This is a genomic window from Fodinicola feengrottensis (genome assembly GCF_010993775.1).
In the GTDB taxonomy this organism is placed as follows: Bacteria; Actinomycetota; Actinomycetes; order Mycobacteriales; family HKI-0501; genus Fodinicola; species Fodinicola feengrottensis.
Window position 1 is genome coordinate 99,486 of record NZ_WOTO01000024.1, and the last position, 20,586, is coordinate 120,071.

The 20,586-nt window shown below is 67.3% G+C and carries 16 protein-coding genes and 5 pseudogenes; 11 read left to right on the forward strand and 10 right to left on the reverse strand.

Translation table 11 applies throughout. The annotated features are described in order from the left end of the window. Positions 1-9 precede the first annotated feature (9 nt). From GNX96_RS64495 to GNX96_RS22490, 7 genes and pseudogenes are all read right to left on the reverse strand, one after another. Positions 10-168 (reverse strand): annotated as a pseudogene (locus GNX96_RS64495) (phosphoenolpyruvate carboxylase); the annotation flags it as partial. Then, on the reverse strand, positions 165-1,490 hold the full coding sequence (locus GNX96_RS54225; RefSeq protein WP_313885749.1) for a phosphoenolpyruvate carboxylase: 1,326 nt from the start codon (positions 1,488-1,490) through the stop codon (positions 165-167). The gene GNX96_RS54225 and the pseudogene GNX96_RS64495, both read right to left, overlap by 4 nt. Beyond that, entirely contained in the window at positions 1,427-2,002 is a 576-nt protein-coding gene (locus GNX96_RS54230) for a phosphoenolpyruvate carboxylase (RefSeq protein WP_279581165.1), read from the reverse strand. Before GNX96_RS54230 ends, GNX96_RS54225 begins: the two co-directional genes overlap by 64 nt. Before the next feature lie 147 nt (positions 2,003-2,149). After that, entirely contained in the window at positions 2,150-3,121 is a 972-nt protein-coding gene (locus tag GNX96_RS22475) for a helix-turn-helix transcriptional regulator (protein WP_163569575.1), read from the reverse strand. A 198-nt stretch (positions 3,122-3,319) separates the two neighbouring features. Then, positions 3,320-4,402, reverse strand: a complete 1,083-nt coding sequence (locus GNX96_RS22480; protein WP_279581166.1) for a DUF4185 domain-containing protein — start codon at positions 4,400-4,402, stop codon at positions 3,320-3,322. Between the two features lie 124 nt (positions 4,403-4,526). Continuing rightward, positions 4,527-4,664 (reverse strand): hypothetical protein, encoded by a 138-nt coding sequence (locus tag GNX96_RS22485; protein ID WP_163569576.1) that lies wholly within the window; start codon positions 4,662-4,664, stop codon positions 4,527-4,529. Further along, entirely contained in the window at positions 4,661-5,548 is an 888-nt protein-coding gene (locus tag GNX96_RS22490) for a hypothetical protein (RefSeq protein WP_163569577.1), read from the reverse strand. Before GNX96_RS22490 ends, GNX96_RS22485 begins: the two co-directional genes overlap by 4 nt. Positions 5,549-5,945: 397 nt before the next feature. Between GNX96_RS22490 and mfd the strand changes: the two are divergent. The 4 genes and pseudogenes from mfd (at position 5,946) to GNX96_RS22505 (ending at position 12,262) form a co-directional block, all read left to right on the forward strand. Further along, a pseudogene (gene mfd, locus GNX96_RS22495) lies at positions 5,946-9,576 on the forward strand (transcription-repair coupling factor). Positions 9,577-9,812: 236 nt separating this feature from the next. Then, positions 9,813-11,306 (forward strand): hypothetical protein, encoded by a 1,494-nt coding sequence (locus tag GNX96_RS61325; protein ID WP_313885746.1) that lies wholly within the window; start codon positions 9,813-9,815, stop codon positions 11,304-11,306. Continuing rightward, a complete protein-coding gene (locus GNX96_RS61330; protein ID WP_313885747.1) occupies positions 11,281-11,796 on the forward strand; it encodes a hypothetical protein in 516 nt (171 codons plus the stop codon). The genes GNX96_RS61325 and GNX96_RS61330 overlap by 26 nt, the downstream gene beginning before the upstream one ends. A gap of 22 nt (positions 11,797-11,818) precedes the next feature. Continuing rightward, positions 11,819-12,262: a hypothetical protein gene (locus GNX96_RS22505; protein ID WP_163569578.1), complete on the forward strand. Its 444-nt coding sequence runs from the start codon at positions 11,819-11,821 to the stop codon at positions 12,260-12,262. Here the strand turns inward: GNX96_RS22505 and GNX96_RS54235 are convergent. Next, a complete protein-coding gene (locus GNX96_RS54235; protein ID WP_279581167.1) occupies positions 12,195-12,851 on the reverse strand; it encodes a hypothetical protein in 657 nt (218 codons plus the stop codon). The two genes, GNX96_RS22505 and GNX96_RS54235, sit on opposite strands and share 68 nt — an antisense overlap. A gap of 822 nt (positions 12,852-13,673) precedes the next feature. On the opposite strand from GNX96_RS54235, the pseudogene GNX96_RS54240 reads away from it, so the two are divergent. After that, positions 13,674-13,937, forward strand: a pseudogene (locus GNX96_RS54240) (FHA domain-containing protein); the annotation flags it as partial. Positions 13,938-14,238: 301 nt separating this feature from the next. Here GNX96_RS54240 and GNX96_RS22515 read toward each other — a convergent pair. After that, positions 14,239-14,739 carry a cupin domain-containing protein gene (locus GNX96_RS22515; RefSeq protein WP_163569580.1) on the reverse strand — a complete coding sequence of 167 codons (501 nt, stop codon included), beginning with the start codon at positions 14,737-14,739 and terminating at the stop codon, positions 14,239-14,241. A gap of 118 nt (positions 14,740-14,857) precedes the next feature. Next, positions 14,858-15,628 carry an NAD-dependent epimerase/dehydratase family protein gene (locus GNX96_RS22520; RefSeq protein WP_163569581.1) on the reverse strand — a complete coding sequence of 257 codons (771 nt, stop codon included), beginning with the start codon at positions 15,626-15,628 and terminating at the stop codon, positions 14,858-14,860. Positions 15,629-16,096: 468 nt separating this feature from the next. On the opposite strand from GNX96_RS22520, the gene GNX96_RS22525 reads away from it, so the two are divergent. The 6 genes and pseudogenes from GNX96_RS22525 to GNX96_RS22540 all read left to right on the forward strand — a co-directional run bounded on the left by GNX96_RS22525 (position 16,097) and on the right by GNX96_RS22540 (position 20,240). Further along, complete coding sequence (locus tag GNX96_RS22525; protein ID WP_163569582.1) at positions 16,097-17,767, forward strand: peptide ABC transporter substrate-binding protein; 1,671 nt, start codon at positions 16,097-16,099, stop codon at positions 17,765-17,767. A 5-nt stretch (positions 17,768-17,772) separates the two neighbouring features. Next, on the forward strand, positions 17,773-18,198 hold the full coding sequence (locus tag GNX96_RS54245; protein WP_279581168.1) for an ABC transporter permease family protein: 426 nt from the start codon (positions 17,773-17,775) through the stop codon (positions 18,196-18,198). A gap of 27 nt (positions 18,199-18,225) precedes the next feature. Beyond that, positions 18,226-18,420, forward strand: a pseudogene (locus GNX96_RS64500) (ABC transporter permease subunit); the annotation flags it as partial. A 76-nt stretch (positions 18,421-18,496) separates the two neighbouring features. Next, a pseudogene (locus GNX96_RS54255) lies at positions 18,497-18,754 on the forward strand (ABC transporter permease subunit); the annotation flags it as partial. After that, positions 18,715-19,620, forward strand: coding sequence for an ABC transporter permease (locus GNX96_RS22535; protein WP_279581170.1), 906 nt, complete (start codon positions 18,715-18,717; stop codon positions 19,618-19,620). The pseudogene GNX96_RS54255 and the gene GNX96_RS22535, both read left to right, overlap by 40 nt. Further along, positions 19,617-20,240, forward strand: a complete 624-nt coding sequence (locus GNX96_RS22540) for an ATP-binding cassette domain-containing protein (RefSeq protein ID WP_163569584.1) — start codon at positions 19,617-19,619, stop codon at positions 20,238-20,240. The genes GNX96_RS22535 and GNX96_RS22540 overlap by 4 nt, the downstream gene beginning before the upstream one ends. Positions 20,241-20,586 lie beyond the last annotated feature (346 nt).

Consider the following 20,586-nt stretch of genomic DNA (forward strand, 5'->3'; position numbering starts at 1 on the left):
CCTTGCCAGCGTGGGCAACATGTACTTGTCGCTGATCACCTCGCCCTGCTCGGTGACCTTGATGGCGCCGTCCAGGGTGCCCCAGGGCTGCGCCAGGATGGCGTCGTGAGTCGGGCCGCCGCCACGGCCAACAGTGCCACCGCGGCCGTGGAAAAGCTGCAGTCTCACGCCATGTTTTTCGCGGCCACATCACGCAAAGCGCGCTGGGCTTTGTGGATTTCCCACTGACTGGTGGCGATCCCGGCGTCCTTGTTGGAGTCGGAATAGCCGAGCATGACCTCTTGGACCTGGTCCCGGGCAGCGACGATCCGTCGGTACGCTGGAATGGACAGAAGTTTGTCAAGAATATCGCCAGCGGCCCGCAGCTCGGCCGCTTGTTCCAGCAGTGGGACGAAACCGATCCGCGATGTTCCACTGTGGACATCGAGCAGGCCGGCCTCGCGGGCCAGCAGAACGGCCGCGAGCACGTCGTCGATGCCCTGCGTCATCGAGATGATGTACGACTCGACCACCTCCGGGCCAAAGTCGTTCAGCGCGTCCCGAATGGTGGTGAAAACGCCAAAAGTCTTCGCGTCGGCGCCGTCCAGCTGGGTCGCCAGGCCAGTCAGCGGCCGCCGACTGGAGAGCTCACTGACCAGCAGTGCCGTCCTCTGTGGACGGTCCAGGTCGGCGTACTTGCGGTCCATTTCGCCGAGCCGGTCGAAAAGCGTGGCGAGCACGGCGTGATGGGCGTCGGCGTGCTCCCGCACGTCCATAGTGGCCAGGTGCAGGCCAAAAGCGCGGACCACCCGGATCGCCTCGGTGAGCCGGCCCTGCCCAATCAGCGAGCCGCGATGTGCCAGCAGTGAGCGGCGCATGACCTCCAGGTCTTCGAGCAGCGCCGCGCTGCCCAGGTAGTCCAGGCCAGGAGTGTGCCCGAGTCCAGCCGCGAGGCGCTGCCTGGTGCGCTGGAGTTTTGCTTGGATGCAACGGATCTTCAGCCTGTACGGCTCTTCGACGTTGATTCGCCGGAAGCGCTGCTCGACTTCCGACAGGGCGGCGAGGTCCAGTCTCACACTCTCGCGCAGTTCGTTGGACGCACCGGCGACCCGACTGGAAACGCTCAGCTCGTCGACCAACAACGCGAGCATCCGCTCGGCGTCCCGGATGCCGTGTTCGTGCTGCAGCCGCAGGACGCGCATGGTGACCTCGGCCGACACGTACGGATTGCCGTCCCGGTCGCCGCCGGTCCAGGTGCCGAAGGTCAGCGGGCGGGCGTCCGCGGGCAGCGGGCCGCCCAGCTCGGCGAGCCGATCGGCGAGCTCGGTGAGCACCTCGGGAGCGGCCTCGGCGTAGAGATCGTCGAGGTAGTAGATCGCGTTGCGGGCCTCGTCGTCCGGCTCCGGGCGCTCCAACCGCAGGTCGTCGGTCTGCCACAGCAGGTCGATCAGCTCGGCGAGCCGCTGCTCGGTGCGGCTGGTCGAGCCGCCGGCCGCCTCGGCGTCCAGCAGGTCGCCGACCGCGCGCTGCTTGGCTTGGCCAGCACCGAGCGCCGAGCGGCTTCGGTAGGATGAGCGGTGAAAACCGGACGTACAGCCAGATTTCGAGCCGCCGCCGCGACTTCATGGGATGGCACACCACGTTCGCGGATCATCCGCGCGGTGCCTTCCAGCCAGCCACCCTCGGCGCGCCGCTTGGCGGCCAGCTCGCGGCCGCGGTGCGTCTGCTCGGTGACGTTGGCCAGGTGGAAGAACTCCGAAAAGGCGCGTACCAGCCGGCTCGCGGTCGGCACGTCCAGGTCCCGGAGCAGCTCAGCGGCCTTGTCCGGGTCGGAGCGGGTCAGCCGGCGGACCGTCTCGACCAGCTCCAGCAGCGCCGGGCCCTCCTGCCGGACGAGCGACTCGCCCAGCAGCTTGCCCAGCCGGCGGATGTCCCGGCGCAGCTCCGCGTCGGCGGGCGGCTGCTCCCGCGGGCCGTCTTCGGGTTCGGCGAGCTGATGGTCGGCAGTGGACTCGACGGTCATGCCGCTGACCTTACTGAATCGGTTCTTCCACGTCTCTTCGCTTCGTCCGCTCTTCACTCCACGCGATGTGTCATAACCCTCGGCCACCACCGCGAACGTAACGGAACAGCTAGGTTTTGTCCGTTTCGTTACCTTTGCTGAGCGGCGTCATAGCCAGCCTCGGCGAGCGGCTTGGGCGCCGGCTTGGAACCGGGTCGTCGCGCCGAGCTGTTCCAGTAGTCCAGCCACGATTCTGACGACCGTACGCCTGGAGAGGCCGAGCCGGCGGGCGATCGCGTCGTCGGTGGCGCCGCTGGCCATCATGGTCAGGATTTCCCGGGTACGGTCGTTGAGGTCCTGGTTCAGCTGGGCCAGGTTGATCGGCACGGCGAGGCGCCACAAGGACTCGAAGACCTTCGTGAAGGCTTCCAACAGCCCAGGCCCGTACACCAGTTGGATGACCAAGGTCCCTTCCGCGCCGGCTGGCGGATCCATCGCGACAATGGCCACCTCGTCGTCGACGATCGTCATTTTGACCGGCGGATCGGTCAGGACACGGGCAATCTCACCGCCGGTGATGGTACGCATCATGCTGGCATTGCGGACCGGCGAATCGCTCGCGGATTCCTGGTAAATGGTCCGATAACCGATGCCGGCGGCCATTTGCTCGCACTGCAGCTTTTCCTGTCGATCTATCTCGGTCGCGTCCCAGTAATACGGCGGCCGGTCGATCGCCAGCACGTGGGATTTCGCGGCTTCCTGGATTTTCTGGAAGCGGGCGAAGAACGTTGCCTGCCCGTGCACCAACTCAACGTCCATGGAGCCGGCGCTTTCCAGTCGGGCAAAGCGAAAAGCGTCCATCAGGCTGGCTTCGGCCTGGTGCAGGCGGACCCGCCAGCTGTCGTGTTTGCGCAGCACACCGGCCACCACGAGATCCGGGCGCCGGGCCTCCCAAAGGTCGCCGTCGCAGTCGAGGGACACCACTATTTCGGCTTGCTGGAGTTCACCGAGAAGATCGCGGACGACGTCTTCGGGCAGGGACGTACGGTTGGCAAGCGACTGGACCGAACCGCGCGGCTCCGACACCAGGGCGCGATAGACGCGGCCGTGGTCGGCTTCGGGGTCAAAGACGTCGAACATGCTCCAGCCTCACCCCTTCCAGGTCGGACATGGGGTGAGGCTAGAGCACGACAAGGCCTACTACTAGGCCCGGTCTGGTTATTGCGGCGGGCGATAGCCGAGCCCAGGAGCCGGCTGGCGGCACCGCGGGAAAGCCCCCATAGCGCTGCTATGAAGGCTTCCCCGCGGCACCACCAGCCAACTCCTGGACCTCGACTCTCATCCCACCGCAATAACCAGACAGGACCTAAACCGAACCGACCATTGCGTGACGTCGTACGCGAAACTCTGCCCGTTGATTTGTGGCCACCGCGAGACCAACAGGTGAAGATCGTTGGGCGCGCTGCTGGAATACGGATGAATGAATCCGCCGTAAATCGCCGGCTGCTGCAGCTGGGTGACCTGCACGTTCTCATCCGTCCATGCCTTGTCCGGGCCGTCCGCGCGGCGGGTCACGATGGAGCCGCTGCCGCCGTTCAGATAGGACATCACCCAGGTGCCGTCGTTGAGTCTGCGGACCGACGGCTCACCGAACCTGGACTCGGGCAGGATTGACGTGCACGGCCGACCCCAGTCCCAGTTGGTGCCGTTCCAGCCCCAGCCTTGGTACGCGCCGGAGTCGAACATCGAGTTCACCGGCACCCGGCGCAGCATCATCGGACCGGTTTGGCGGCCGGCTCGCACCGAGAAGATGTAGACCCAGTCGCCATCGCGCTGCATTGTCCACATCTGAAACGGGTCGGTGTTGCTGCCATCATTCCACCACACTGTCGGAGTGCGCTGGAAACTGTTGCCGTCGTGGGAAATTGCGAGCCCGGCGTAATTCGTCCGCCACTGGATGTTCACGTCGTTATACCACGGGGCGATGCTCATATACGACATCACATGGGTGCCATCCGGGAATGCCACCGCGTCGTTCGGAATAACGGTGACTTCGAACGTACCAGCGCCGTCGCTGCCGTTGTGGCCGTTGTACGTGATTTCCGGTGCGCGCCCGTCGCCGGCGACCATTGCCGCGCTGTCGAAAACAATGCCGCCGGGATCGCCGGGATGGATGTTGGAGCGCAGCATCACCGGCGACCGCCAGTCGTTGGGCAGCGGCGGGTCGTTGTACCAGCGGGTATTGAAGGTGTCGCCGAAAAGGAAACCGACGGAGTTGTTTTCCAGCAAGTACGCGATGCCGAGGTCGGTGCCGCCGACCTGCCACCGCTGCGACGGTGGCATGTCCACGCCGGTGAGTCGTTTCTTGCTACTGGCCAGCTGCGGGCTCACTTTCGGGCTGGCGGCGGCGGTTTGCGGCAATGCCAGGGCGGCGGCGCCGATCGCGGCCGCGCCGGTGATCAGGGTGCGTCGATTGATCCCATGGAGCGAGTCCCTTCTCAGGTGCGTGAAACCGGCGCCGATCTGGCCACGGCTGCAGTACGCATCAGTTGCTCGGCGGGGGAAGCGGGATCGGGAACTTGTCGAAGCAGACCATTCCACAGCCGAGCGCGACACCGGCGATGCAGCCGGCGCACTGCGCGCAGGCCAGCGCGTTCTCGCCGCCGGAAGCGCCGCAGGTCACACAGAAACCGCCGCAGGCCGGAATGTGCGGTGCGGCGCATCCCGCCACGCAAGGAAAAAAAACGCCATCCAGGCATCGGGGCTGGTGGGGTCGGACAGCGGGCCGGAACGGACGCCGTTCTTTTCGGTACGTACCCAACTTCCGTGGGGTGTCGAGGAAGTCGCCGATCCGCTTGGATCGACTTCGGTACGCAGCACGTGCTCACCGTTGTCCGGGCGCAGCCAGTCAACTTGCGGAAGACCCGACGAGGTCCGTACCCGGAAGCAGAAGCCCAGCACGTTTTCGGTGACTGGGTCGCAGATCGCGGTGAAAGCGTCGGGGTGGCTGAGGACGTAGAAAGGCGCGCTGTCCGGGCCGCCGCGATAAACCTGGTCCCAGTTCGGGGCGCCGAAGGTCCTGGTGGCGGCCTGGACGACCCCGGTGCGGCGGAGGCGGTCCAGGATGGCCGGGTCGGTGACCCATTCGCCGCTGGTGGAGACGCCGGTGGTGTGGGCGCCGGCTGGGCCGGCGACCGCGAGAATGCCGGTGCCCAGCAGCGCCACGCCGGCGATCCTGGCAAGCAGCTTGCGGCGGCCGATCGCACTGGCTGGGACAGCCGCGGGTTCGCTGTCGATCAGCCGCTCCACCAGGCGGAAGGCCCGGCCGGGGCCGAGGACGCCAAGCAGTCGCACCCGCATCGCGAGGCCTGATCGGACCCGTACGCGCTCGCCGTCCACCTCCAGCAGCAGCGGCTCGGATCCCCAGTTCGGATGGTCGGCCAGCGCCCGCATCAACGGGTCGTGCAGGCTCCTCGCCTCGACCTTGCCCTGCGCGGTTTCCCGTACGGCGCGGGCGGTCCGCGAACACTGGGCGCAATGCCCGTCGAACAGCAGATAACGCTGCATAACTTTTCCCCTCGGTTCGGTGCCAATCAGGGGAAAACCATGACCCAGCCGGCAGGTAGTGGCAATAAGTCGGATGTGGCGCAGATAAGACATTGCGCACATCGGCCATCCGTACGTGAAATCGTTTTCACGTACGCCCGCCTGATGCCCGGTTTTGTCGGCCCCGACCGGCAGCATCGATTCGGGGGCGGCATTTTTCGAGCCGACCCAGCCGACCCAGCTCCGACCGAGCCGACCCTGACCCGACCAGCAAGACGGACCGGGCCAGCCGGCAAGGGCCGGCGGGAATGTCGGAGGGCGCGGGTACGCTGGGTCGTACAACCCCCTGTCGACCAAGACTGGGGGCATTCGTGCGTGCCGCTGGGGCTTCTCAGCATGTGGTTGGAGGCAGGGTCTCATGTCCGGATCGCTCACCGGCATCCTCGACGCGCTTCTCGAAGAGGGAGGGCTGGCGGACGCGGTGGAGGCCGCGAAGAACAGGACCACCGAGCTGGCGTTGACCGGTCCGGCGGTGGCGGCGCCGTACGCGATCGCCGCGCTTGCCGCCGCGCAGAGCCGCAACGGCGCTGGCAAGGCGGTGCTGGCGGTGACCGCGACCGGCCGGGAGGCGGACGACCTGGCGGCGGCGCTGGGCGACCTGCTGCCGGCCGACGAGGTGGTCTCCTATCCGGCTTGGGAAACCCTGCCGCACGAGCGGTTGTCGCCGCGGGCGGACACCATCGGTCGGCGGCTCGCGGTGCTGCGCCGGCTGAAGCACCCGAGCGCCGACGACGCCACCACCGGGCCGATCAAGGTGGTCTGCGCGCCGATCCGCAGCGTGCTGCAGCCGCAGCCGGCCGGGCTCGCCGACCTCGTGCCGGTGCAACTGCACCAGGGCGACGACGCCGACTTGGACGACATCGTCGAGAAGCTCGCCGACATCGCGTACGCGCGTGTGGAGCTGGTCGGCAAGCGCGGCGAGTTCGCGGTGCGGGGTGGCATCCTGGACGTCTTCCCGCCGACCGAGGAGCACCCGATCCGGGTGGAGTTCTGGGGCGACGAGATCGAGGAAATCCGGTATTTCGCGGTCGCCGACCAGCGGTCGCTGGAGGTCGCCACCCACGGGGGCTGTGGGCGCCGCCGTGCCGTGAGCTGCTGCTGACCCCGGCCGTCCGAAAGCGGGCCGCCGAGCTGGCTGCGGAGCACCCTGGGCTGGCCGAGATGCTGGACAAGGTCGCCGAGGGCATCGCGGTGGACGGCATGGAGTCGCTGACTCCGGCCCTGATCGGCTCGGACCAGCTGCGGCTGGTGCTGCACGAGATGCCGGCCGACACCCACATCGTGCTGGTCGAGCCGGAGCGGATTCGCCGCCGGGCCCGGGACCTGGTGGCGACCAGCGAGGAGTTCCTGCAGGCGTCCTGGGCGACCGCGGCGATCGGTGGCGAGGCTCCGATCGATCGACCTGGGCGCGGCCGCTTTCCACACCCTCCCGGACGTGCGAGCGACCGCGGTCGCGCTCGGGCTGCCGTGGTGGTCGGTCAGCCCGTTCGCCGAGGCGCCGACGGTCCAGGAGCAGCAGGGCGACCTGGATGACGACGACGCGTACGACATCGCGATGCCGGCCATCACCGTCGTCGAGGACAGCGCGCCGATCCTGACGTTGCCCACGCACCCGGTCGAGCCGTATCGCGGCGACATCGAGCGGGCCGTCAACGACATCCGCAAGCGGGCCGCTGACGGCTGGCGGCAGGTGCTGGTCTTCCCTGGTCACGGGCCTGCCAAGCGTGCCGTCGAGGTGCTTGCGGAGCAGGAAATCGGGGCCCGACTGGTCGGTGAGATCCTGGACCCGCCCAAGGCGGGCGATGTCCTGGTCACCACCGGCAGCGTCGACCGAGGCGTCCTCGACGACCAGCTGAAGCTGGCGATCCTCGGCGAAGCCGACCTGACCGGCGCTCGGACGGGCCCGGCGACGCGGACGAACCGGATGCCATCTCGTCGACGCAACGCCGTCGATCTGCTGCAGCTGCAGCCCGGCGACTACGTCGTGCACGAGCAGCACGGCGTCGGGAAATATGTCGAGATGATCCGCCGGACCATCGGCGGCGCCGAGCGCGAATACCTGGTTTTGGAGTATGCGCCCAGCAAACGCGGCCAGCCGGGCGACCGGCTTTTCATGCCGACGGACGCGCTCGACCAGCTGACCCGCTATGTCGGCGGCGAGGCGCCGAGCCTGCACCGGCTCGGTGGCGCCGACTGGCAGAAGGCCAAGGGCCGGGCCCGCAAGGCGGTCAAGGAGATCGCCGCCGAGCTAATCCGGCTGTACGCGGCCCGCGCGGCCACCGAGGGACATGCGTTCGCGCCGGACACGCCGTGGCAGCGCGAGCTCGAAGACGCGTTCCCGTACACCGAAACCCCGGATCAGCTGGCCGCCATTCAGGAAGTCAAGGCGGACATGGAAAAGCCGTTCCCGATGGACCGGGTGATCTGCGGTGACGTCGGTTACGGCAAGACCGAGATCGCCGTACGGGCCGCGTTCAAGGCCGTGCAGGACGGAAAACAGGTCGCGATCCTGGTCCCCCCCACCACGTTGTTGGCGAGGCAGCATTACGCCACTTTCGCCGAGCGGCTCGCGCAGTTCCCGGTCTCGGTGAAACAACTTTCCCGGTTCCAGAGCGATTCCGAGGCCAACCAGGTGCTCACCGGGCTCGCCGACGGGAGTGTGGACATTGTCGTCGGCACCCACCGGCTGCTGCAGAACAGCACCAGGTTCAAGGCGCTTGGACTGGCCATTGTGGACGAGGAACAGCGTTTTGGCGTGGAACACAAGGAACATCTGAAGCAGATGCGCGCGTCGATCGACGTGCTGACGCTGTCGGCGACGCCCATTCCGCGTACGCTGGAAATGAGCCTGACCGGCATCCGCGAGATGTCGACGATCCTCACCCCGCCGGAGGAGCGGCATCCGGTGCTGACCTATGTCGGCGCGTACGAGGACAAGCAGGTCGGTGCCGCGATCCGTCGCGAACTGCTCCGCGACGGCCAGATTTTCTACCTGCACAACAGGGTTGAGTCGATCGAGCGGGCCGCCGCTCGAGTACGCGGGCTGGTCCCGGAGGCGCGCGTCGCGGTCGCGCACGGGCAAATGCACGAGGACGCGCTGGAGCGGGTGATGGTCGGATTCTGGGAAAAGGAGTTCGACGTTCTCGTCTCGACCACGATCGTCGAGTCCGGGCTCGACATTCCGAACGCGAACACGCTGGTGGTCGAGCGCGCGCGGACACCTTCGGCCTCTCGCAACTGCACCAGATCCGTGGCCGGGTCGGCCGCAGCCGCGAGCGCGCGTACGCGTATTTCCTTTATCCGCCGGAGAAACCGCTGACCGAGACGGCCCATGACCGGCTCGCCACCATCGCCCAGAACACCGACCTCGGCGCCGGCATGGCGCGGTCGCGATGAAGGACCTGGAGATCCGCGGCGCCGGCAACCTGCTCGGCGGCGAACAGTCCGGCCATGTCGCCAACATCGGCTTCGACCTCTATGTCCGGCTGGTCGGGGAAGCGGTCGCCGAGTTCAAGGGCACTCAGGAGGCTCCGCCCGCTGACGTCAAGGTCGATCTGCCGGTGACCGCGCACCTGCCACATGAGTACGTGCCGGCCGAGCGGCTGCGGATGGAGACGTATCGCAAGCTCGCGTCCGTACAGACGGACGAGGAACTGCAGGCCCTGCGCGAGGAGGTCACCGACCGTTACGGTCCAATGCCCGATCCGGTGCAGAACCTGTTCGCGGTGGCGGCTTTCCGGCTGGTTGCCCGGCGGGCCGGGCTGACCGAGGTGTCGACGCAGGGCAAGACCATTCGGTTCTCGCCGTGGGCGTTGCCCGACTCCAAGGTGATGCGAATGCAGCGACTTTATCCTGGTACGGCGTACAAACAGACGGTGAACACGCTCGCGGTGCCGCAGCCGACCACGGCACGGATAGGTGGCACGCCGCTACGGGACGTGGCCATCTTGGAGTGGTGTGCCAAAGTCCTCAAGACCGTGGCCGAATAGGCGGTATCACCTGCCCGCACGTCCTGACCGCGGGCGCGACCAACCGACAGGCCTGCCAGCGACGCTACGGTGGCAGATCGATATCGTTCGTGTCGCGGACCAGGGGCCGAGCCCGCTTGTCCCCTTTCCGTGCCAGTTCCGCGAGCGCCTGCGGCTCGTACGCGCAAGCGGTGGCTAGGCTGCGAAGCTGACACATGTTAAAGGATGTCTTAACCGCGAGGGAGCTCGGAGAACCCATGTCGACGCAGTATCCCGGCGGCGTTGAGCAACGTCATGGAGCCCCGCCGCCCGGTTACCCGCAGGGCCCTGGCCAGCCTGGACCTGGCTATCCGCCACCACCCGGCCAGCCCGCCTACCCACCGGCGCCCGGCTATCCGCCGGCACCGCCCGGTTACCCTCCGCAGCCGCCGGGGCAACCGGCGTACCCGCCGCCTCCGGGCCAGCCCGCGTACCCGCCACCTGGGCAGCCGGCGTATCCGCCGCCTCCGCCCGGTCAGCCGGGTCAGCCGGCGTACCCACCGCCGCCTCCGGGTCAGCCCGGCCCGCCGCCTGGCCCGCCTGGTCAGCCCGGTCCGCCGCCTGGACAGCCTGGCTACCCGACCCAGCCGTCGTACCCACCGCCGGGCCAGCCCGCCCAGCAGCAGCCGCCGCACCAGCCGCCAGCGCGGCCGGTCGAGCCACCGGCGCCGATCCCCAAGGGCGCCCCGCCGGGCAGCGGTGACCTCACCGACACCCTGCTGCAGCAGGACTTCTGGGCCGATCCGATGCTGCAGGAAGCCGCCATCCCGGTCTACGACGTGCCGTTCATCAGCATCGGCGGCGGCATCGGTTCGTTCGTCACTGTCGACTACCTGCGGGTGGCCGGTGTGCCGACCAGCCAGATGAAGGTGCTCACCAACCTCGAATATCCCTGGCAGACGTACGAATACCTGACCCGCGTCTCGCAGATCCCGCGGACCGCGCGGATCCGCTCGGACTCGGCCTCCCGGCCCGACAACCTGTGGGGCTTCCCGTCGTACGCGCTGGCCGAGGCCTGGCATGAGAAGACCATCGCGCCGCTGTGGCAGGTGTTCGTCGAGCCCATGTGGGCCGACTTCTACACTCCCAAAGCCGGCCAGGTCTTCGGGCAGATGGAGCGCGAGTTCAAGCGGATCAACTTCCGCGACATGCTCGTCAACGGCCAGGTCCGGATGATCCGGCGACGGATCGGTGGCGGCTACTTCGTCATCCTGACCCCACCCGAGGGCGCCGCGCAGACCAAGCGGATCGCGTTCCGGGCCCGCCACGTGCACATGGCGATCGGCTACCCGGGTCTGCGGTTCCTGCCGGACCTGCAGGAGTTCCGCACCAAGAGCGGTGACTACACACACGTGGTCAACGCGTACGAGCCGCACGAGCACGTCTACGACTTCCTGAAGACCCGTCCAGGCACGGTGGTCGTGCGCGGCGGCGGCATCGTGGCGTCCCGGTGTGCTGCAGCGGCTGATGGACGACCGGGCGAACAACAACCTGGAAACCCGGATCGTGCACATTTTCCGTACGTTCATCAACGGTTCGCACGGCAAGAACGCGTGGAACCGCCGCAAGGGCGGTCACGGCTTCGCGTACCAGGGCTTCAACTACCCGAAGTCGGTGTGGGGCGGTCAGCTCAAGAGCCGCGTCCGCAAGACCGAGGGCGAAGCGCGGGCCAAGCTCTACAAGGAGATGGGCGGCACCAACACGCCGTATAGGCGCTCCTGGCAGAAGCAGATGAAGCGGGGCCGGCAGGGCGGTTGGTACGTCACGATGGCCGGCGAGGTCCGTGAGGTCACCGCGCACACCGACGGCACGCTGGTCAGCCGGGTGGAGACGCCGCAGGGCGTGGTCGACGTACCGGCGCACTACATCATCGACTGCACCGGCCTGGAAGCCGACATCGCCGAGCACCGGGTCATCAAGGACCTGCTCGACCACGGCGGCGCCGCGCGTAACCCGGTCGGCCGGCTGGACGTGGAGCGGGACTTCGAGGTCCGCGGTACGCGTAGTGGCGAGGGCGTGCTCTACGCGTCCGGAACGGCCACCCTCGGTGGCTACTTCCCGGGGGTCGACACCTTCCTGGGGCTGCAGATCGCCGCCCAGGAGATCGCCGACTCGCTGGCCCGGCACAAGTTCTGTAAGAAGATCGGGCCGATCAAGTCCACGATCGGCTGGTTCAAGTGGCTATTCAACAAGGCGCCGTAGGCGACTGAGTAAGGAGAACACCGTGCTGCCCACCCTTTTCGGGCGGATCCAGATCCGGATCGTTTTGCTGCTGGTCGTCGGAGGCTTCTGGACCACCCTGCTGACGCCGATCCTGCCCGGCCTGCAGGGCTCGATCGGCCTGCGCTACGCGACCACGTACATGATCCTGGTGACGACCATCGTCGTCGGGATCCTTTGGGAGTTGCTCTACCACCTGCTGATGCAGTTCCGCTGGGAGAAGGACTGGCCGACGTTCTTCGGGCTGGTCACCATCATCCCGGAGGGGCTGCTCATCTGGGGGCTGCTCAAGCTCAACCTGGTGCCGTTCATCCACGGACCGGACGTGCCACTGCTGGCGTTCATCATCCTGTTCGTGATTGTGTGGATCGCTCAGTGGCTTACCGCGAACGGACCGCTGCGGGTTCCGTTCGTACGCTGGCGATTCCGCGGCGGGAGGTTCGTGTGACCGGCTGGACAGTGCGCCCAGCCCCCGGCAACGGGGTGCTGGCGCGGTTGGGGGACCTGGTCCTGCTTTTCGGGGCCGAGCCGGATGCCGCGGTGACGCGGCTGCTGGAAATGCTCGACGCCGTCGACGCGGAGGGTGGTGACGGCCGCCGGCTGGGGCGTCGGCTGGCCGGCGTGCTCTCCAGCCTCGACGAAGCTCCCGCGCTGGTCGCCTTCGGACCGACCGGCGACCAGGTGGCGGTGCTCGTACACGGTGACGCGGTGCTGGTCGCCAACACGTCCGGCGGCGAGGTCCGGTTGGACGGCAGCCAGTCGGTCACCTGGGTCGACCGGGTGATCGCCGACGTGACGAGCGTGTCCGCTTCGCTGGCTGGCCGGCGGCGGGCGGCGCGCGCCGCAGCGGTTCCGGCTGGACGACGGTGTCGTGCCGGCCGGCGGTTTCGTGCTGAAACAGGGCGGCGGGCGCGTACGTACGTACCCCCTCCGCCACCGGTGGCCGTGGTGGCCGAGGTGGCCCCGATTCCGGCTGAGCCAGTCCCGGTGCCGATGCCCCCGCCGGCTCCGGGCACCGCCCCGCAGCCAGTCGTCACCAGTGGGTCGATGCCGGAGCCGGAGTCCTTCCTGGACGAGCCGGCGGACCAGTTCTCCGCACCCGCCGCGACCGTCGCACCGGTTGCCTCGACTCCGCCGGTCCAGGATTTCAGGATTTCTCGGCGCCGCCCGTGCAGGATTTCACCGCATCGCAGGCCGACCAGTTCTCCACGCCGGTTTCCTCGGCGCCGCCGGCGCAGGATTTCTCGGCCCCGCCGGTGCAGGACTTCACTTCGGCGCCAGTCGAGGATTTCTCCTCGCCGCCAGTGCAGAACTTCTCGGCGCCGCCGGCCCAGGATTTCTCGGCTCCACCAGTGCAGGACTTCACTGCCCCGCCGGTCCAGGACTTCAGCTCGCCGCCGGTCCAGGACTTCACCGCGCCACCGGTCCAGGACTTCAGCTCGCCGATGGGCGAGCCGGTCGTCGCCGCGCCGGCATTCGTACCACCTCCGCCGCCGCCCCCACCGGCGCCGGAACCGCCGGCTCCGCCGGCCCCCGCGTCGATGCCGGAGGCGTTCGCCGAGCCCAGCTCCGCGGTGTCCTTCGACCAGCCGGTCGAGGCTGTTCCGCTGGCTGCCGGCCCGCTGCCGACCCGACCGGCCGAGCCTGGCCCGGCCGCTGGCGTGGACCGCGGCGAGCCGTTCGAGTCGGTGCTGCTGGCCGGCCCGGAGGCGGACCTGTCTGGCCTACCGATGCCCGAGCCGTTGCCGATGGCGGACCAGGAGCCGGAGGAGGTTGGGCAGGAGGTTCTCGGGATCTACTGCAAGAACGACCACTTCAACGACCCGCGCGCGCCGTACTGCGGCGTCTGTGGCATTTCGATGGTGCAGCTCACCCACATCGCCCGGCCCGGCATCCGGCCGCCACTGGGTGTGCTGGTGCTGGACGACGGCGCCACCTTCCGGCTGGACACCAGCTACGTGATTGGCCGGGAACCCGAGCGCAACCCGGAGGTCGCCGATGGGCGGGCGCGGTCCGTACGCCTCTATGACCCCGAAGGCCTGGTGTCGCGCGCGCACGCGTCGATCGAGCTGGCCGACTGGGACGTGGTGGTCAACGACCTCGGATCGGCCAACGGCACGTACGTCCCTTCCCGCCCGGCGCCGACGGCTGGATCCGCGTCCTGCCGAATGCCCCGATCATCATCACCCCAGGCACTCGGGTCGGCCTCGGCCGCCGCGGGTTCCTTTACGAGTCGCACACCAAGTCAGCAGCCTTCGAGGCATCGACCGCACCTCGTTGACCTGCTTTCCGGTCGTCGCCCGCGGTGCTCATCGCGTGCACCACACGTACGCGATGAGGCACCGCGGCCAACGCCGTGTTCCGCAAAGTGCCGCCCCCGAACCGATCCTTCTGGCTGCTGCCGACAAAACTGTCGACCACGGCCTAGGCCGAGCGGGCCGCGCGCCAGGCGGGGCTGTCCAGGAAATGGTTGTCGAACCGCTCCTGGGAATCCAGGATTTCCTGCGGATCGGCCTGGCCGTGGGCCACTCGGTCCAGCAGTCGGAAGTAGTCGAATCTTTCCAGTCCTGGAGTGAAAACAATCAGCACGTCTGCCGGTGACCCCTCGGGGGCCGCGAACGCGTGTGGCATTTTTGGCGGCACTACGAGAAAATCGCCCTTGTTTGCGGCGGTGATGACGTCGTCGCCGGCGAGCACCTGCAACGATCCTTCGACGACGAAGAAAAGCTCCGACGACTTGGTGTGAAAATGCGGTGCGGCGCCGTCGCGGCCGGCCGCCATTGTCGCCCGGTTGGCGCTGACCGCACCGCCGGTGGTCTCGTAGTCGGCGTAAAGCGTCATCTTGATGGGGCCTTCGCCGAGGGTCTCCGCGTCCGCGAACCGTACGTGCACGGCTCCCTGTGAGTCCGCCTGGATATAGGACATCTCGCCTCCTTGAATTGTTCGCTCTCTGATAGTACGGCATCGAACTATCATCCGTCGAACAAAAGAGGGTTGAGTCGGGTGCAGAGGCTCAGAGCTGTGCCGGTTAGGGCTGCGCCGATTAGGGCTGTGCTGGCTTGGGGCCAGGCGCGGCGTGCGCGGGCGACCAGCCGAGCCGTTGCCGGGTCTTCGCGAGGCTCATCGTCCGCCCGGAGACGTCCCCGCTGATGGCGAAGGCCTCGAACCGTGCCCGCGGTACGCCAGCGCCGCCTCCAGTGCGCGCGGCGCAGTCACTGCCGGAGGTGGCGATGAGCCGGTGGAACAGCGGATCCACCGGCGGCCACTGATGGTCCGGGATCGGGAAGGACAGCCGCAGGCAGACCACGTCGAGGTCCCACTCGACGGCCGCCGACCGACACACCTCCTCGCCCAGCCGCTTGGCCAGGCCGTAGAAATCCCGGGCGTCCGGTGGGGTGTCGTCGTCCGGGAACCGGCCGATCTCGTGCCGGGTAGCCGCCCGCTCCGTACCCGGGATGAGGTAGCGGAAAACGGACATGCTGCTGGTGTAGATCGCATGTCGTACGCCTGCCTCGTGCGCCGCCCGCAGCGCCAGGTAGACGCCGCTGACCGCGACCTCCAGATGGGTACGAACGGTCGGCGGGGTGTCCCAGCCGTCCACCGGCCCCATCGCCATGTAAAGCACTGAGTCGGCGCCGGCGGCCAGCCGTTTGGTCAGCTCGATGTCGCGGGCGTCGCCGACGTGATATTCCACGCCGGGCAGCGGCTCGGCTGGCGCCCTCAGGTCGAGCACGATGAGCCGGTGCCGGTCGGCCAGGATCGGCAGCACCATCCGCCCGACCGTGCCGCAACCGCCGATGACCAGGACCCGCATGGCGACCCTTAGGTGTTCCGGGAATTCGGGAAAAGCCGGGATGTAGGGATATCCCCGATGCTGTTAAGGGAATGAATGTGCATGGCGACTCCAGGTGCGATGACAAAGACCGAAATAGGACAGAAATGCATTCTCTCCCGGAAGTTATTGGCTCTGTTTCGAGGATTCATCGGTTGCCTCTCGCGTCGACCAAGGACGCCCTGCTGGTGTCGGGCCACTGGTGGGGCCGTCGTACCGAAACTAGCTCGCGAATCCGAAGCCGGTCAACCGGGCCAATGGACAGTCAATCTTTTCCGATAATCACTTCGTTCTTGACGGCCCGTGTCGGCGCGCCCTACTGTCTGCCGTCATAGCACGATTTTCCGCCGTGCTGGGCGCTGCGCTTTTCCAGTCGCCGACTGTCATCTGAGGGGAGATGGGCATGGCGCGTTTGTCGATCCGTCGCGCGTCGCCGCGGCGTCGGCCGGCTTGCTGGCGGCCGGGATGCTCGCGGCCTGTTCGTTTTCTGGTGGTGGTGGGGCCGACCGGCTCGTTGTCGGTGGAGTACACAACGACGTCAGCACTCTTGATCCGCAGGTGGTGACCTGGGGTGAGTGGCTGGACAGCGCGGCACTGCTGGAGGGCTTGGTGGTGCTCAACTCCACCGGCACCGGCGTGGTGCCTGGTGTGGCACAGTCGTGGACGGAGTCCGCGGACGGGCTGACCTACACCTTCGCCTTGCGGGACACCAAATGGTCCGACGGTCAGCCGCTGACCGCGCAGGATTTCCTTTTCGCGTACCAACGCCTGCTGAAGCCGTCCACCGCCGGGACCGGCGTCACCCAGGGCGCGAGGAGCTTCGTTCCCTCGATCGGGATCAAGGGCGCGCAGGATTTCGTGTTGGGTAAAACGAAAGACTGGAAGTCGGTGGGCATCCAGGCGCCGGACGACCGGACTGTACGGTTCACCCTGGCGAGCCCGAACAACGACTTCCTGATCGGGCTGACCCATCCGTCGATGCTGCCGCTGCCGGCGCACGTGCTGAAGGCGAAGCCAAAAGACTGGGAGAAACCAGCGAACTGGGTCGGCAACGGTGCGTACGTGGTGAAGACCTGGACGCTCAACTCGGCCATGACACTGGTGCCCAACAAGCAGTATTGGGACCAGAGCGGTGTCAAACTCTCCCAGATCACCCTGCACCTGACCGACGATCTCACCCAGGCGGGCGTGCATTACCAGAGCAAACAGGTCGATGTCGCGCTGCTGCTTTCCCCGGACGTCAAGCGCTTCCAGGCCGATCCGGCGTTGCGCGCCCGGCTGGTTCCGGTGCGCAACGCTTACAGCAGCTATTTGGCGGTCCTGCACAGCAAAAATCCAGCGCTCGATGACGTGCGGGTGCGCCAAGCGCTGTCTCTCGCGATGGGCCGAGAGGGCATCGTCCAGACCTGTTCGGCCTGCCGGCCCAGCTACTCGCTGGTGAGCGACACCGTGCCGGCGGCCCGAGAGGCGGCCGGAGTGACCGAGAATGTGGGGCAGGCAAAGGCCTTGCTCGCACAGGCCGGCTATCGGAACGGCGCTGGCTTACCGACCGTGCACATTCTTGTCAACAACACCCCCAATCCGCTGCTTGAGGCGATAGTGGACACCTGGCAGCGAAATCTCGGCATCAAGGCCAAGGTCGACGTGCTGGAGACCGGTGTCTACGTCCAGCGCCGGCAGGCGCTCCAGGAGGCCGACACGATCGGCTTCTACGAGGGTTCCTTTGCCTCGTACAGCACCTGGCGATCGTGGACCGCCACTTTGTGGGATCCTCCGTCGGTGAAGAAGTTCAGCATCCCGAGCTCGAAATGGCAGGGATATCTGACCGCGCAAGCCAGCGGCGATCCAGTGGCCTATGCGAACGCCAACGCGAGCCCACCGGCCACCCAGTTCGGCACCTTGGTGGATCAGGCGATCGCGACGAAAGATCCAGCGGCCGCCATCAAACTCTTCCAGCAGGCCGCCCGGGTCCGGCAGGACACCTATCTGATCCTGCCGACCATCTACACGGACTCGATGTATGTGGTACGCAGCGGAGTGACCGGCTTGCAGCCGCGGCTCGGGCCGCTGCTTCCGTTCACTTTCAAGGGCGTCGGGGTGACCGCCCAGTCCGGTAAATAGACCAGATGCTGGTTTTCCTGCTCCGCCGGCTGCTCCGGATCGCGATCTCGATGATCGCGGTGTCGCTGATCACCTTCGGTTTGCTGCAGCTGGCACCCGGCAGTTTCGCCGACATATCCCGGATAACCAGTGGCGGCAGTGGGGCGGTGGATGCCGACGCGATCGGCAGCCTGCAGGCCCGTTATGGCGACAGTGTGCCGGTCTGGCAGCAGTATCTGAAGTTCATGGCCGGCTTCGTGACCGCGAACATGGGTCCGTCGTACAAAACCCGTCCCGGGACATCCAGGAGATCATCGCCACCGCCTTTCCCAACTCCGCCGGGATCGCGATCCTCGCGGTGGTGCTGGCGCTGGCGATCGCGGTGCCGCTGGGCGTGGTCGCGGCGCTGCGGCGCAACGGGATCCTTGACTACACCACGATGTTCACCGTGACCCGCGCTGCACAGCCTGCCGAGCTACTTGTTCGGGGTCATTCTCATTCTGGTCTTCTCGGTCGGACTGCAGTGGCTGCCGGTGGCCGGCTGGGACGGTCCACAGAACGCCGTCCTCCCGGTGCTGGCGCTGGGGTTGACGGCCGCCTCGGTGCTCGCCAGATATGTACGCAGCAGCATGCTGGAGGTGTTGCAGGAGGAGTACGTGACGGCCGCGCTGGCCAAGGGAGGCCGGTTCGGGACGGTGATTTTCCGGCACGCGCTGCGAAACTCACTCGTCCCCCGTCACCGCGGCCGGACCGCTGTTGGCTACCCTGATGACTGGCACGGTCTTCGTCGAGACGCTTTTCCAGATCCCCGGCCTCGGGTTCTTCTTCGCGGACGCGGCGCGATCTCGGGACATGCCGTTGCTGATGGGCTGCACTTTGTTTTACGCGCTCATCATCATGGTGATGAACCTGCTGGTGGATCTCGCGTACGGATGGCTCGACCCACGCATCCGCTACGGCGAAGGGGGGTGGGTGACATCGCGACCTCGTCGGCTGCGAACCACCTGACCGAAGCCAACCCGGCCCCGCGGGCCGAAAGCGTCTGGGCTCGCGCGGTCCGCCGCTACAGCGGCAACAAACTCGCGGTGGTGAGCCTTTTCGTCTGTGTGATTCTGGTGCTGGCCGCGATTTTCGCGCCACTCATCGCGCCGTACGGCTATGCCCAGACGGACCTCACCCATCCGCTGCTGCCGGCCGGCCAGCTCGGGCACCTGTTCGGCACCGACCAGCTCGGCCGGGACGTGTTGTCACGGCTGGTCTACAGCCTGCGAACCGCCTTCTTGGTCGCCTTCGTCTCACAGCTTTTCGCGCTGGCGCTGGCATTGCTGGTTGGATTGGTAGCCGGCTATCTCGGCGGCCGGGCGGACCAGTTGCTGATGGCCGGCACGGACGTCATGTTCGCCTTCCCTGCGTACCTTTTCACCGTCATCCTGGTGACCGTCTTCGGGCAGAGCACCTGGGCGGTGGCACTGGCGATCGGGATCGCCAGCTGGGTGGTGCTCGCGCGGCTGGTCCGCGGCCAGGTTCTTTCCCTGAAAGTCAAGGAATACGTGGAAGCCGGACGGGCGATGGGCGCCGGCGGGGTGACGATCGCCTGCCGCTACATCCTGCCGAACGCGGTGGGCCCGATCCTGGTCACCGTCAGTTTCGGGGTGCCGGCGGCAATTGTCGCGGAGGCCGGGCTGGCGCTGCTCGGTCTCGGCGTCGGCCCGCCGGTGCCCTCCTGGGGCGGGATGATCAATGATGGCCGCGGCTATGTGCTGGCCGCACCGCACATGCTGATACCGGTGACGGTCCTTTTCGGCATCACCGTGCTGGCTTTTTCCTGGGTCGGAGACGGTCTTCGGGACGCTTTTGATGTGAGCGAGTCATGACCGCTCCGCTGCTGGACGTGCGGGACCTGCGGGTTTCTTTCCAACAAGGGAAAAATCTGCTGCGAGCGGTTGATGGCCTGACCTACACCGTGGATGCGGGTCAGGCGCTGGCCATTGTGGGGGAAAGTGGCAGCGGGAAGACGATGGGCGTGCGGGCGTTGCTGGGACTCCTGCCGCCGGGCGGGAAAGTCGAGTCCGGCCAAGCCTGGTTCGGCGGCACCGACCTGCTGGCGGCTCGGCCGGAGCAGGTCCGTCGGGTTCGTGGCCGCGAGGTCGCGATGGTTTTTCAGAACGCCATGCAGGCTTTGAATCCCACTGTCACCTTGCAAAGACAGCTCACCGAGCACCTCAGGTGGCACCGGATCTGTGGTCGCTCCGAAGCCGTCGAACGAGCCGCGCAGGCGCTCGCCGACGTGGGCATCCCAGAGCCGCGGCGCCGGCTGCGCATGTATCCTTTCCAGCTTTCCGGCGGAATGCGCCAGCGGGCGATGATCGCGATGGCGATGGTCACCCGGCCGCGGCTGTTGATCGCGGACGAGCCCACCTGGGTTTTGCTTGCCGGCCGGTTGTCCCTTCCAACCGCGCTGCCCGGAGGCGGACGGGCCGGCCTGCGACCGTGACCATTGCTCGTACGGGCGGCCGATGGCCGTTGTGTGACGATCTTTTGGTGATGTACGCCGGACATGCCGTGGAGCGCGGGCCGACTGTCGAGGTCGTTTCGGCGCCCTGCACCCGTACACGCGCGGGGCTCTTGTGTGGCTCGTTGCAAGTTCGGGCCCGGCACTTCGGCGGCCGTCACCACGCGCGGAGCCGCTGCGGCACTCCGATGCCGGCCGCCGGCCAGCCAACCCGCCGGAACTGGTTTTGCTTGCCGTGCCGGTTGTCCCTTTCCAACCGCGCTGCCCGGAGCGGACGGGCCGGCCTGCGACCGTGACCAATTGCTCGTACGGGCGTGGCCGATGGCCG

Bases quoted from the DNA above. Each gene is read 5' to 3' on its own strand.
- GNX96_RS54245 (WP_279581168.1), top strand. From the start codon at position 17,773: ATGCTGGTTTTCCTGCTCCGCCGGCTGCTCCGGATCGCGATCTCGATG.
- GNX96_RS61330 (WP_313885747.1), top strand. From the start codon at position 11,281: ATGGGCGGCACCAACACGCCGTATAGGCGCTCCTGGCAGAAGCAGATG.
- GNX96_RS22475 (WP_163569575.1), bottom strand. From the start codon at position 3,121: ATGTTCGACGTCTTTGACCCCGAAGCCGACCACGGCCGCGTCTATCGC.
- GNX96_RS61325 (WP_313885746.1), top strand. From the start codon at position 9,813: ATGTCGACGCAGTATCCCGGCGGCGTTGAGCAACGTCATGGAGCCCCG.
- GNX96_RS22515 (WP_163569580.1), bottom strand. From the start codon at position 14,739: ATGTCCTATATCCAGGCGGACTCACAGGGAGCCGTGCACGTACGGTTC.
- GNX96_RS22490 (WP_163569577.1), bottom strand. From the start codon at position 5,548: ATGCAGCGTTATCTGCTGTTCGACGGGCATTGCGCCCAGTGTTCGCGG.
- GNX96_RS22540 (WP_163569584.1), top strand. From the start codon at position 19,617: ATGACCGCTCCGCTGCTGGACGTGCGGGACCTGCGGGTTTCTTTCCAA.
- GNX96_RS22520 (WP_163569581.1), bottom strand. From the start codon at position 15,628: ATGCGGGTCCTGGTCATCGGCGGTTGCGGCACGGTCGGGCGGATGGTG.
- GNX96_RS54230 (WP_279581165.1), bottom strand. From the start codon at position 2,002: ATGACCGTCGAGTCCACTGCCGACCATCAGCTCGCCGAACCCGAAGAC.